15 protein-coding genes are annotated in these 11969 nt (G+C 44.2%); 5 read left to right on the top strand and 10 right to left on the bottom strand.

Annotated features, from left to right (window positions below; genetic code table 11):
* Genes ICN33_RS01460 through maiA form a run of 3 tightly spaced genes read left to right on the top strand, consistent with a single transcriptional unit; the run spans position 1 to position 3002 of the window.
* Positions 1 to 1521 (top strand): aldehyde dehydrogenase, encoded by a 1521-nt coding sequence (locus tag ICN33_RS01460; RefSeq protein ID WP_216193874.1) that lies wholly within the window; start codon positions 1 to 3, stop codon positions 1519 to 1521.
* A 40-nt stretch (positions 1522 to 1561) separates the two neighbouring features.
* Positions 1562 to 2347 (top strand): alpha/beta fold hydrolase, encoded by a 786-nt coding sequence (locus tag ICN33_RS01465; protein WP_216193876.1) that lies wholly within the window; start codon positions 1562 to 1564, stop codon positions 2345 to 2347.
* A 1-nt stretch (position 2348) separates the two neighbouring features.
* Entirely contained in the window at positions 2349 to 3002 is a 654-nt protein-coding gene (gene maiA, locus ICN33_RS01470; RefSeq protein ID WP_216193878.1) for a maleylacetoacetate isomerase, read from the top strand.
* On the opposite strand, the gene ICN33_RS01475 is transcribed toward maiA, so the two are convergent.
* The 9 genes from ICN33_RS01475 to ICN33_RS01515 all read right to left on the bottom strand — a co-directional run bounded on the left by ICN33_RS01475 (position 2999) and on the right by ICN33_RS01515 (position 9531).
* Positions 2999 to 3487 (bottom strand): cupin domain-containing protein, encoded by a 489-nt coding sequence (locus tag ICN33_RS01475; RefSeq protein ID WP_216193880.1) that lies wholly within the window; start codon positions 3485 to 3487, stop codon positions 2999 to 3001. The genes maiA and ICN33_RS01475 overlap by 4 nt on opposite strands.
* A gap of 23 nt (positions 3488 to 3510) precedes the next feature.
* Complete coding sequence (locus ICN33_RS01480; RefSeq protein ID WP_216193882.1) at positions 3511 to 4179, bottom strand: amino acid ABC transporter permease; 669 nt, start codon at positions 4177 to 4179, stop codon at positions 3511 to 3513.
* Positions 4179 to 4913 (bottom strand): amino acid ABC transporter ATP-binding protein, encoded by a 735-nt coding sequence (locus tag ICN33_RS01485; protein WP_216193884.1) that lies wholly within the window; start codon positions 4911 to 4913, stop codon positions 4179 to 4181. Before ICN33_RS01485 ends, ICN33_RS01480 begins: the two co-directional genes overlap by 1 nt.
* Entirely contained in the window at positions 4910 to 5569 is a 660-nt protein-coding gene (locus tag ICN33_RS01490) for an amino acid ABC transporter permease (protein ID WP_216193886.1), read from the bottom strand. The genes ICN33_RS01485 and ICN33_RS01490 overlap by 4 nt, the downstream gene beginning before the upstream one ends.
* Before the next feature lie 19 nt (positions 5570 to 5588).
* Complete coding sequence (locus tag ICN33_RS01495) at positions 5589 to 6341, bottom strand: transporter substrate-binding domain-containing protein (RefSeq protein WP_216193890.1); 753 nt, start codon at positions 6339 to 6341, stop codon at positions 5589 to 5591.
* 39 nt (positions 6342 to 6380) lie between these two features.
* The gene (locus tag ICN33_RS01500; protein WP_216193891.1) at positions 6381 to 6821 is read right to left on the bottom strand and encodes a hypothetical protein; all 441 of its coding nucleotides are present in this window, start codon (positions 6819 to 6821) and stop codon (positions 6381 to 6383) included.
* A gap of 148 nt (positions 6822 to 6969) precedes the next feature.
* On the bottom strand, positions 6970 to 7362 hold the full coding sequence (locus tag ICN33_RS01505; protein ID WP_216193893.1) for a VOC family protein: 393 nt from the start codon (positions 7360 to 7362) through the stop codon (positions 6970 to 6972).
* A 14-nt stretch (positions 7363 to 7376) separates the two neighbouring features.
* A complete protein-coding gene (locus ICN33_RS01510; RefSeq protein WP_216193895.1) occupies positions 7377 to 8312 on the bottom strand; it encodes a hydroxymethylglutaryl-CoA lyase in 936 nt (311 codons plus the stop codon).
* A 25-nt stretch (positions 8313 to 8337) separates the two neighbouring features.
* Complete coding sequence (locus tag ICN33_RS01515) at positions 8338 to 9531, bottom strand: CaiB/BaiF CoA-transferase family protein (protein WP_216193897.1); 1194 nt, start codon at positions 9529 to 9531, stop codon at positions 8338 to 8340.
* Between the two features lie 233 nt (positions 9532 to 9764).
* Here ICN33_RS01515 and ICN33_RS01520 point away from each other — a divergent pair, with 233 nt between their 5' ends.
* A complete protein-coding gene (locus tag ICN33_RS01520) occupies positions 9765 to 10001 on the top strand; it encodes a hypothetical protein (RefSeq protein ID WP_216193899.1) in 237 nt (78 codons plus the stop codon).
* Between the two features lie 223 nt (positions 10002 to 10224).
* Positions 10225 to 11193 carry a sodium-dependent bicarbonate transport family permease gene (locus ICN33_RS01525; RefSeq protein ID WP_216193901.1) on the top strand — a complete coding sequence of 323 codons (969 nt, stop codon included), beginning with the start codon at positions 10225 to 10227 and terminating at the stop codon, positions 11191 to 11193.
* 13 nt (positions 11194 to 11206) lie between these two features.
* Here ICN33_RS01525 and ICN33_RS01530 read toward each other — a convergent pair whose 3' ends face one another.
* Positions 11207 to 11884, bottom strand: a complete 678-nt coding sequence (locus tag ICN33_RS01530; protein ID WP_255530509.1) for a glutathione S-transferase — start codon at positions 11882 to 11884, stop codon at positions 11207 to 11209.
* Positions 11885 to 11969 lie beyond the last annotated feature (85 nt).

Raw genomic sequence — 11969 nt, forward strand, 5'->3', positions numbered from 1 at the left:
ATGTCAACATCTAATAAGCAAGTCCCCATTCGTGGATTATTCATTGATGGTAAAGAAGTACCCGCATCCCAACCAGATTTACTGGATGTTTTAAATCCAGCCACTGGCGAGATGCTTGCACAAATCTCACATGCCACTGACGCAGACGTTGATAAGGCTGTGAAAAGTTCTGCTAAAGCCTTTGCTAGCAGCGAGTGGAGCGCCATGTCCAATCGCACCAGAGCAAAGCTGATTAATAAACTGGCTGATGTTTTTGAAGCGAACTTAGAAGAAATCTATACGCTCGAGACCGCTAATAACGGACGCTCCTTAAATGAGACTCGTGCTCAGGTTTCTCGCTTGCCAGACTTCTTCCGTTACAACGCAGGTCTTGCTATCGCACGTCGCGATTCTGTGATTCCAGTGGATGGCAACTACCTAAATTACACCTTGCGCACCCCTATTGGCGTAGTAGGCAACTCCACACCATTTAATCACCCATTGATGATTATGGTGAAGAGCTTAGCCCCTACCCTCGCATCAGGCTGCACCACAGTAGTCAAACCTTCTGAATACACTCCCCTCACTACATTACGACTCGCGCAGTTGTTTGTTGATGCTGGTTTACCTCCAGGAGTATTTAATGTGATCACTGGACTTGGCCCCTCAACCGGCAAAGCGCTTGCTGAGCATCCTGGTTTGGCGAAATGGGTTCTGACTGGCGGCACCGAGGCTGGACGCATTACTGGCGCATTGGCTGGTAGCAACTTTGCACATCAAACCTTAGAACTCGGTGGCAAGACTCCAGTACTCGTATTTGATGATTTCAATGTGGATCAAGCCGTGAACTATGCAGCTTTTGGCGCTTTCATTGGAGCAGGACAGACCTGTATTTGTGGCAGCCGTCAAATTGTTCAGGCAAATATTTATGACGAGTTTGTTGAAAAGCTGGCAGCTAAGGCTAAATCCATCAGAATTGGTAACCCAATTGATCCGACAGTACAGCTTGGGCCTGTCGTTTCTGCACGCCAACAACAACGCGTTCTCAAATATATCGACATTGGCCTCAATGAAGATAAAGCGCGCCTCGTGGCTGGCGGTAAGGTACCGGCTGATGCATCTCTGAAGGATGGCTTCTTTGTAGAGCCAACCGTTTTTGCAGACGTTACTAGAAACATGCGTATCTTCCAAGAGGAAGTATTTGGACCATTCGTATCCGTCACCAAATTCACTACAGAAGAAGAAGGTCTTGAATTGGCCAATGATTCTCCATTTGGCCTTGCCGGTGCTATTCGCACAAACGACGTGACTAGAGCACACCGTGTTGCTGCAAAACTCAAATGCGGCATTGTTTGGGTAAATGACCATCACCGCTTAGACCCAGCATCACCTTGGGGCGGCATTAAGGACTCCGGTATTGGTCGTGAGTGCGGCACTGAATCATTTGATCAACACTTTGAGACTAAGAGCGTCATGATTCGTTTGGATGATGCGCCATTTGACTGGTACAAAGATACCGCCACTCAACCACGTCTTAACTAATTACTCGTCTTCCAATAGAGAGCAAGGAAAATCAACTCACATGGCAAATAAAACTTTAACCATCGACAATAAAAAATTAAGCTTGGATATTTCAGGCTCTGGAAAACCCATTGTCTTGTTTCACTCTCTATTGGCTGACAGCAGTTCGTTTGCACCACTTGCGGTGGACTTAGTCAAAACCCATCAAATCATTTCTCTTAACCTCCCGGGTTTTGAAGGCTCTGACTTTGTAGGCGGCGATCTCAACACGATTGCCGACCACATTGCTAAAGCCATTGAATCTCTAGAACTCAATGAAAAGCCGATCTTCCTGGGCAATGGTTATGGCGGCTTTATCGCTTTAATTACTAGCATTCGCCATCCAAACCTCGCCTCACGCTTAGTGTTAGCCGATTGCGGTGCCATGTTCTCTGAACCAGGCCGCGCAGCCTTTAAGGGAATGTCGGCTGCAGCTAAAGAAAAAGGTCTAGGGGCTATTGCAGATGTTGCTATGCGCCGCTTATTTGCTCCAGAATTTCAAGAGCAGAACGCAAGCTTGGTGGCAGACAGAAAGACCCGTTTCTTAGCTCTCGATACAGAAACTTTTCATGGTGCATGTGCTGCCCTTTCTACACTCGATATTAGAGATCAACTTTCTAAAGTCACTCAACCAGTCCTAGTGCTTGTTGGGGAATTAGATGAAGCAACTCCTTCAGCAATGTCTGTAGAACTGCATGCTGGATTACCAAACGCAACATTAAACATCTTGCCTGGCTTGGCGCACGTTCCCCAGCTTCAAGCTCCAGCGGTCTTTATGAAGGCTATTAGCAGCTTTATTAACGCCTAATATGAGTGTGACACTGTATGGATTCTGGCGATCCCTAGCTGCTTATCGCGTTAGGGTTGCCCTTAATCTAAAGGGAATTCCTTTTGAAGAGGTATCCGTCAATTTAGCCGGTGGCGAACAGTTTGGAGAGGCCTATAGCGCTCTCAATCCTCAACACGTGGTTCCGTTACTTAAACATGACGGTCATGAAATCGTACAGTCACTTGCTATCCTTGAATACATTGAGGATATTTGGCCTAGTCCAAAACTTATCCCCAGTGCTCCCATCGACAAAGCTGGGGTTAAAGCTCTTGCATTAACCACGATTGCTGATACCCACCCACTCATCGTCCCAAGAGTCAGAAATTTTCTGAATCAAGAATGGGGTCTAGATGAAACCGCCCAAACAAAATGGGCACAGCATTGGTTTACCAAAGGCAATGAGGCAATAGAAAGCACATTAATCAAATTAGGAAAATCCAAAACCTACTCATTTGGTGATGAGGTTACGATTGCCGATATTGCGTTAGCATCGCATGTGATTGGTGCAAAACTATTTAATGTGGACTTGAATGCCGCACCGACGCTGAACGGCATCTTTGAAAACTGTATGAAATTGAATAGCTTTGCAAGCGCCCATCCTTTAAAACAAGCTGGCGCGCCTAAACCAAGCTAACTCCTTGTAAGAGCTTCAATAATCTGAATGTTATCCAGGGAATGACCAAATTCCTCCAAGAGGCTTTGACGCTTCCCCATTTCAAAGTCGCTAAACTCAAAGCCAGGCGCCACAACACAACTTACCAAGCAATAAGAAGAGTCCCTCATGGGTCTTGCTGAAAACCAAGTATTTGCAAGTATGGTGGCTTGAAAATTGCTTGATTCCAATCCAAGCTGAATCGTTTGCAGCAATTTACTTTCATCTAAAAAATAAATGAGTACATCGCAACCATGATGAAAGTACCAAGTTTCATCTGATTTAATCCGGTGCCAAGCTGAAAAATCAGCTCCTGCTAGCAGATAGTAAATGCTGGTGTAGGCACTCTTATCTTCAGCGCTTACAGATTTAACAATTGTTTGTGAACGATGCATCTCTCTGTAAAAGCCACCCTCTGGGTGTGGCTGAAGATTGAGAGTATTAATTAGAGAGTTAATTTCCTGCATGGGGAGTTTTCATTTACCAAGAATTAACTAGCTCGAATGAACAAACGGTTTTCAATACTTCGGGCGACTAATACAATCACCGAAACCAGCAGTAAATACACTAAGGCTGTAACCAGATAAGCTTTAAAAAACTGGAAATTGGTAGAGGCTAGCTCCTGCATGCGGGCAAAAAACTCTGTGTATTGAATCAAAAAGGTAATAGAGCTATCTTTGAGATTGCCAATCACTTGGTTTGTTAATGCCGGCACCGAGGTACGCAATACTTGTGGCAAGGTAATTAGACGAAATATTTGTGACGGCTTAAATCCTTGTGCGGTAGCGGCTTCAATCTGACTCGTATCTAAGCCATTAAATGCTGTTTTTAGGTAAGCAGCGTTATAAGCAGCCACATTCAAGGTAAATCCGATCACTGCAACTGTAAAAGGATTTAATCTGATGCCCCATTGAGGAAGCCCGTAATACATTAAAAACAGGAGCACGATCAGCGGCATACCAATAAAGAAAGAAATGTATGCATTAATGGAATTGCGTACAAGGTTATTTTTACTAAGGGTTAGAAAGAAAACAAAAATACCCAATAAAAATCCAGTAATGCTAATAACGACTGCTAATTCGAGGGTATTTAACAGTCCTGCCAGTATTAAAGGCATTTGCTGCAGCAGGTCTCGCTCGAAAGCTCCCCAGGACCCCATTACACAGCACCCCTTTTACCAAAGAAAGCTTGCAACTCTGGATCAGAACGATCATTGGCCAATACATCAATACGCTCATCTGCTCGAATAATGCCTTTGTCCAAGAACAGCACCCTATCCGAAATGCTTCTTGCCAGACCCAAATCGTGCGTTACACAAATCATCGTAATGCCGTTGTGATGCAAGCGATTAATGAGATCTCCCACATCACGAGACATTACTGGATCCAGTGCAGAGGTTGGCTCATCCAGCAGCACAACCGCGGGATCCATCGCCAAAGCCCTTGCAATTGCAACACGCTGCTTTTGGCCGCCCGATAATTGAGAGGGATATTTACCCTGATGAGGCGTCATCTCAAATTGAGCTAACTCATGCAAGGCTTTCTCGTTAGCCTCTTTTAACCCCATACCTTCTAGTTTACGCAAAGCTAATGTGACATTTTCTAGCACGGTCAGATGGCTATATAAAGCAAATTGCTGAAATACAAATCCAATCTGTTTGCGTAAGGCGCGAACATCCACATTAGGACCCAGAATCTCTTTACCTTTAAATTGAATTGAGCCCGATGTTGGCTCCACCAGTCGATTAATGCATCTCAATAGCGTTGATTTACCGCTGCCGGAAGAGCCCATGAGAACCTTCACTTCGCCTTGCTGCAAATCAAAATTAATACCAGAGAGCACCGCCTGCTTGCCAAACTCCATAGCGAGATCTCGAATAGTGATTACCGTCATACTGCAGCCTCTTCCATGCCAGGAATTTCATAATGTTTCTGAATGAATTGAACGCCCAGTAATAAAATTCGGTAGATCACAAAATAGAGAACGCCAACGGCAAAATACACATCAATTCCTTTTAAGGTAGTTGCTGTCAATGTCATAGCCTGCTTTGTAATCTCTGGTATGCCAACGGTGTATGCGAATGGCGAATACTTCAGCACGGAAGTAAATTCATTGACCATACCGGGCACAGAAAATCGGAGCATCTGCGGGATTTCAATATACCTGAGCACCTGAATACGACTCATGCCCATAGCCTGAGCGGCAAGAACTTCGCCGGGATCAATTGAGCTAAATGCGCCACGAAATACTTCGGTTAAATAGGCGCCAGCAACTAAACCTAGACTGAGCGCCATGGCCATTAAAGGCGGCGGCTTAATACCAAAGCCAGGAAGACCAAAGTAAACCATGAATAGCAAAACCAGTACCGGAACGCCACGAAAGATATAGGTATAGACATCGATTAAAAAACAAACGCTTCCGATAGCCAGTCTATACAGGCTAGCTAGCAGCAAACCAACTGTAAAGCCAGTTATGCTGCAAACCAGCGTAACGATTACTGTATAGAAAACGCCATTTCCTAGCTCTAACAGAATACCCAAAAGACTCATGGTCAAATTTTCCGAGAGCTTACTTCATCCATTTATTCAAGATCGCTTGGATTTTTTCAGGACCCAATTCTGCAAGGTACTTATCAAAATCATCACGCAACTTTGACCCCTTAGCAAAGGCAAAACCTAACTTATCGTAGCCCTTAAAAACATAAGAACTTTGCAATGGCAAATTCAGTTTATTTTCATAATTCAAAAATACGGGCTCTTCAATGAATGCTAAATCAATATTGCCATTCTGTAGATCGGTCACCACTTCAGCATAAGAAGGATAAAGCTTTACCTTGCTTAAAGAGTAGTAGCCCTTGGGCTCTAACTCATTTCTAATCAAGTCATCGTAAGCCATGCCGCGAGGGTAACCAATGGAGTATTTCTTTAGCTGGCTTAGATCGGTAATTTGAATATTTTTACTTTTGAGACTTACCAAGTGCCAAGAGTTATCGTAATACGGCTGAGAAAAATCCATCGCCTCTTTACGCTTATCCGTAATGGAAATACCCGAAAAAGCAACATCCGCTTGTCCGCTAGATACGGCGCCAAGCATGCCCTGCCAATCATAAGGAGTCACTTTCAAGGTGCAGCCACGTGACTGGCAATAACCTTGGAAAATATCCATATCCACACCGACAATCTGGCCCTTTTGATCAAAAAGCATTGGGGGTGAAGATGGCGAGACGGCAACCTTAATTTCTTTTGAATCAGTACCTTTTGAGCAAGCAACCATTCCAATACTCAAAATACATATTAGTAAGGCTAAAAATCGGCGCTTCATAGATAAACTCCTTAGTAAATTGCTAAATTGATTATTGAATTACTTCTTAATCATTTCAAAACAAGATGCCACCATTGGTTTAGATGTGACTTGGGTATAGCAAATCTCTAAATTTTTAGAATCCACTAATTTAAAGGTGAAGCTTCCGGTTTCATTGACCATCACACCACTTTTCATATCTTTGGCGTACGCCCCCAATACTACTTCTTTGTGCTTAATATCAGTTGGGTGCTTGCCATTGGTTGCACCAATAAAGCCCACAAAGTTTCTGCCCTCTTCTTTATCAACCACTAATACATATTCTACGTTTCTAAATCGAACAGCCTTTTCTTTCCCCGCCTCAGTAGGATGAAACATTCCAGAGCCAGATACAGCCGAATTACTAACGCCACTCCAAGTGCCAACCATATTTGATGGTGTTTGAGACCATGCCAGCGTTGATGCCAATCCAAGTGCTGCCGTTACCATTTTCAATTTCATTGTTGTTATCCATTTGTTATTCAGAAAATTCAGTTCAGCCGTGGTGATTGCAATTCAGCATCACAACTCAGGACTAAAGTGAGAATACTGCAATATTTGGATGGGCAGACTATCGAGGGTGGCTTTCCCCACCCTCGCAAGTGATTTTTTACATTAATTCAGATATCTCAATTAAGTTTTGATCCGGGTCGCGGACGTAGACAGAGACAATTTTTTGTGTGGCCCCAGTACGAATGATCGGGCCCTCAATGATGGGCCAAGATTCTAAATTTAGCTTTTCAATGACCTTTTCTAGTGGGCGATCAGCTATAAAGCAAAGATCAAGCGATCCAGGCGTTGGAATATCCGCCTTAGGCTCAAACTCTTTGCCCTGGATATGCAAGTTTATTTTCTGATTGCCAAACTTAAAAGCCTTACGCTCTACTGGCGGAGTGCCCCCATTAAAAGATTCTAGTTTCATACCCAGAATACGAGTATAAAAATCCACACACTCATCCTCCTTTGCGGTTGTGAGAACTAGATGATCTAAATGGTCAATCATGATTCATTTCCTGTTTATTGAGCGCGCCGCAATTCATCTACGTAGCTTGGCTCTGGGTGCAATGTATAAGTGCTTCCAGCTTTAGCCACTTGCCCCGGTACTTCATGCCCCACAATCTTTGGCAACTCCCTAGCCAACTGTATTAGTTTAGGGATATTCATACCAGTGTCATAACCCATAGCATCGAGCATATGGATCGCATCCTCGCTTGAAATATTCCCACTAGCTCCTGGCGCATATGGGCACCCACCCAAGCCACCTAATGAGCCATCAAAACGAACAATACCCGATTGAACAGCAGCCAAAACATTGGCCAAGCCCATTCCTCGAGTATTGTGAAAGTGCAAGGTGAGTTGCAGGCTTGGAAAACGTTTTTGCAATACTTCACTCATCTTTTTAACTTGATCGGGATTTGCCATTCCTGTTGTGTCGCAAATCGTCAGGCCCCTGACGCCCAGATCAGCAAAGCGCTGTGCAAAACCCTCTACAACTTCTTGGGGCACTTCGCCCTCCATTGGACAGCCAAAACAGGTTGATAGGGAGACATTAATGGGCGTTCTGCCATCAACGTACTGAATTACCTCTACCAATCCTGCAAAGCTCTTTTCTCTACCCATTCGAAGGTTAGCTAGGTTATGAGTCTCTGAAGTAGACATCACCAGATTAAATTCATCCGCCTTTGATTCGAAGGCGCGCTCTGCACCTCTTAAGTTAGGAACGAGTACTGTGTACTCAACCCCCGGCAATCGCTTGATCCGCCCCATAACCTCTTCAGCATCTCGCAACATTGGAATTGCTTTAGGAGAGGTAAATGAGGTCACCTCAATCTTGGCAAACCCACATTCACTAAGCTCATCAACCAACCTCACCTTATCATCTGTTGGTACAAAATTGGCCTCAATCTGAAAGCCATCTCTCAGCACTACATCATTGAAATAAATTCTGGTCATGATCTTTTCTGGTTTTTTAATTTAACTACTTAGTAAATGCAATGCCGCGCTCTTTAAGAGAGGCGACCTGATCATCACTTAAGCCTATGCTCTTTAAGATCTCATCGGTGTTCTGACCAATCTCTGGCGCTAGTGTCTTAATGGACCCTGGCGTACGAGAGAGCTTTGGAATCACGCCAGGAACATCTACCTTGCTGCCATCTTGCATCTGAATAGTGTGAATATTTTCCCGAGCTTTGTAGTGTGGATCATTAGCGATATCGGCAACGGTATAAATTCTGCCTGCTGGTACAGCAGCTAAATCCAACATCTCTACAGCCTTAGTTGTACTGACTGTTTTGGTCCATTGGCCAATCGCATGATCAAGCTCGGTTACCCGCTTAACACGACCATCGTTATTCTCTAATTGCGGATCATTTCCTAAGTCATCACGCCCAATCACTGTCATCAAGCGCTTAAAAATGCTATCGCCATTACCGGCCACCAATACGTAACCGCCATCTGCGCACTGGTAGGCGTTAGTTGGGGCAATACCGGGTAATGCACTGCCTGCCGCTTGTCGCACCTCACCGAATGCACTGTACTCAGGCAGCAAACTTTCCATACAATTAAACACCGCTTCATACAAAGCAATATCAATGATTTGACCTTTACCACTGGTATGGCGCTCTTGTAACGCGAGTAAAATACCAATCACCCCATGCAAAGATGCCAAGGTATCGCCAATGCTAATACCTACGCGCACCGGTACTCTGCCAGGCTCGGCAGTGAGATGACGCAAGCCACCCATTGCCTCAGCAACAACACCGAACCCAGGTTTATCTCTATACGGGCCAGTCTGACCATAGCCGCTAATACGAAGAACAATGAGTTTGGGGTTGAGTTCAAGCAATCTTTCTGGATCAAGACCCCAACCCTCTAAGGTTCCAGGGCGAAAGTTTTCAATCAATATGTCTGCCTCTTTAACCAAGGTTCTGACAATATCTTGTGCCTCTACCTCCCTTAAATCCAAAGAGAGTGATCGTTTATTGCGAGACTGTACTTGCCACCAAATGGATGTGCCATCTTTTAAAAGTCGCCACTTACGAAGGGCATCGCCTACCTTAGGCGGCTCGATCTTAATCACATCAGCGCCAAAATCAGCTAACGTTTTAGCAGCAAATGGTCCAGCAATCAGTTGCCCCATCTCGATTACTTTTAATTTTGCTAACGGCTCCATTACCTCTCCCAAGATATGCATTGATGCAAAGTTACCCTTCATCAATAGGGCTCAAATTGCTATTCTAAGACCTATTCCTCTCCTTTTCCGAAGGCCTAAAAGCGGGCATCAATCCTTCCCATTCCCCAGAAACCCCCATCAGGAGCTAATTGATGGCTATCACTCCTGGGCACACCCCCCCCCACCATGCTTTTTAAAATGACATGCCTTTCAAACAGGCATAAGATGGATTGATGACGATCCTTTTTCTACTTCTCTCACCGGCGCTATTTGCATTATTTTTAATCATTCGATTTCAGTTATGCACTTCTCGTCGCAGATACCTGGTTGACACCTATGGTGTTGATTCCAAGAAACTCCGAAAGCTAAGCTGCAAAGAAGTCAGCAAACTCAGGAAGCAGATTCAAGAGATGAAGGCTAAAGATGATGCCTATGGTCTTGAATCTGTTATCAAGCCCTATAGACCGTAATTAGACGATTGTTCACTCAAGCTATTTTTTCATTTGAAAAACTAATGGCTGAGGATGGCTCTAAACCCTCTTTGAATGCCGTTAAGTATGTTGTCAAGCTTGCCAAGAACTCTCGTAGTGCCATCTGCGAAACTTTAATTGGTGAAGTAGCTTTTGTATGCGCCTATAGTCTTATAAATTATGGGGGTAAGAATAAACGCTGAGTAAGACTTAGAATGAATTGATGACCAATTTCCTTGACCCCGCCATACTATTTTTTATCTTTGGGGTATTCGCAGGATCAGTCAAATCCAACCTAGAAATTCCGCCGCAAATTTCTCGGTTTCTATCGCTCTATTTATTAATGGCCTTAGGACTTAAAGGCGGATTTGCCCTGCACAAGTCTGGGTTCACTAGCGAAATTGCTTTCTCTCTAGGATTGGCAGTATTCCTTGCTACCATCATTCCCATCATTGGATACTGGATATTAAGAAGAAAGTTGGGCGCCTTTGATGCTGCAGCAATTGCAGCAACCTATGGATCGGTGAGCGCCGTTACCTTTATTACTGCCACACAATACTTAGATCAATTTAACATCGCCTACGGTGGTCACATGGCAGCAGCGATGGCGCTCATGGAATCTCCTGCAATCATTTTGGCGATAGTGTTAGCGAATAAGGCAAGAGCATCTGTGGCGCCCGATCTAACATCCAAGCAAGAACCTGCTGGTATTGCCAAAATACTGCATGAGTCATTTACAGACGGCGCGCAACTTCTATTACTGGGATCAATGGCGGTCGCCCTCATTAGCGGCGACTCTGGACAAAAATTAATGGCGCCATTCTCCATTGACTTGTTTAAGGGCATGCTGGCCTTTTTCCTACTGGACATGGGGCTGATGGCCGCCAGAAACTTCAAAGGCTTAAAAGGTAAGCCGCCCATTACCTTGCTATATGCCATAGGTTCACCACTGTCACATGCACTGCTAGCGCTGGCTCTTTGCAAAATGATTGGACTACCTCTAGGAAATACCATTTTGCTAATGGTGCTTGCCTCTAGCGCATCCTATATTGCAGTTCCTGCAGTATTACGTCATGCACTACCCGAAGTGAATCCAGCCCTATACATGGGAATGTCTTTGGGAATTACATTCCCATTCAACATCATCTTGGGCATCCCGCTTTACACCATCATTGCCACTTATTTCTTATAGAAATTCACCCCACCTAATCCAGCCAGACTGAATGTTTCTGCATCACCGCATTAAATAATTCAGACTCCAGATGTTGGGTAAGCCATCTTTTGGTTTCAGGTATGGGTAGCTGCTCAAATCTTTTTGTGTCGGCCATGGAAAACTGTCTAATAAACGGAAAAATAGCGATGTCTATCCAAGACATCTTGTTACCCAACAAGTATTGAGAATTTTGTAAAACCTTCTCCATTGGCAGCAACATCAATTCCAAAGCTTCATGAAGAACTGTATCTTGGTTCAACTCTGGAAATCGATTGGGATACTTGTATTGATCTAATAGCAATTTAAATCGTTCATCATTTCTTTCAATCCATGCTTGAGCAATTACCTCATCCACATTTCCCCAGTTATCCGGATCAGATTGTTCAATTGCCCAGCGCATGATGTCAACGCTCTGATCCAGAACTAAGCCATCAAGGCAGAGTACAGGAACAGTTCCCTTGGGGGATGCCAGTAACATTGATTGAGGCTTATTCCGTAGGTCAATCTCGCGATGCTCAATATCAATGTCTGCGTATTTCAAAGCCATACGTGCGCGCATTGCATATGGGCATCTGCGATAAGAGTACAAAATGGGCTTCATGTATGCAATGGCTGATTGAATGTTTATTTTCGAAGTTAAGGCGGTCATCACTGCTTGTGATTCATTCAAATATAGTCGAAATCCATAGATTGGAGAATGGAAGGGTCCTCCCCAAACTTCAGGTTTAGGTCTTAATCAGTCAATCGCTGATTAG

The organism is Polynucleobacter sp. UB-Tiil-W10 (genome assembly GCF_018881605.1).
Taxonomy (GTDB): Bacteria; Pseudomonadota; Gammaproteobacteria; order Burkholderiales; family Burkholderiaceae; genus Polynucleobacter.

Bases quoted from the DNA above. Each gene is read 5' to 3' on its own strand.
- ICN33_RS01490 (WP_216193886.1), bottom strand. From the start codon at position 5,569: ATGAGTCTTTTGGGTATTCTGTTAGAGCTAGGAAATGGCGTTTTCTAT.
- ICN33_RS01520 (WP_216193899.1), top strand. From the start codon at position 9,765: ATGACGATCCTTTTTCTACTTCTCTCACCGGCGCTATTTGCATTATTT.
- ICN33_RS01510 (WP_216193895.1), bottom strand. From the start codon at position 8,312: ATGACCAGAATTTATTTCAATGATGTAGTGCTGAGAGATGGCTTTCAG.
- ICN33_RS01500 (WP_216193891.1), bottom strand. From the start codon at position 6,821: ATGAAATTGAAAATGGTAACGGCAGCACTTGGATTGGCATCAACGCTG.
- ICN33_RS01525 (WP_216193901.1), top strand. From the start codon at position 10,225: ATGACCAATTTCCTTGACCCCGCCATACTATTTTTTATCTTTGGGGTA.
- ICN33_RS01505 (WP_216193893.1), bottom strand. From the start codon at position 7,362: ATGATTGACCATTTAGATCATCTAGTTCTCACAACCGCAAAGGAGGAT.
- maiA (WP_216193878.1), top strand. From the start codon at position 2,349: ATGAGTGTGACACTGTATGGATTCTGGCGATCCCTAGCTGCTTATCGC.
- ICN33_RS01475 (WP_216193880.1), bottom strand. From the start codon at position 3,487: ATGCAGGAAATTAACTCTCTAATTAATACTCTCAATCTTCAGCCACAC.
- ICN33_RS01480 (WP_216193882.1), bottom strand. From the start codon at position 4,179: ATGGGGTCCTGGGGAGCTTTCGAGCGAGACCTGCTGCAGCAAATGCCT.
- ICN33_RS01485 (WP_216193884.1), bottom strand. From the start codon at position 4,913: ATGACGGTAATCACTATTCGAGATCTCGCTATGGAGTTTGGCAAGCAG.
- ICN33_RS01460 (WP_216193874.1), top strand. From the start codon at position 1: ATGTCAACATCTAATAAGCAAGTCCCCATTCGTGGATTATTCATTGAT.
- ICN33_RS01495 (WP_216193890.1), bottom strand. From the start codon at position 6,341: ATGAAGCGCCGATTTTTAGCCTTACTAATATGTATTTTGAGTATTGGA.
- ICN33_RS01465 (WP_216193876.1), top strand. From the start codon at position 1,562: ATGGCAAATAAAACTTTAACCATCGACAATAAAAAATTAAGCTTGGAT.
- ICN33_RS01515 (WP_216193897.1), bottom strand. From the start codon at position 9,531: ATGGAGCCGTTAGCAAAATTAAAAGTAATCGAGATGGGGCAACTGATT.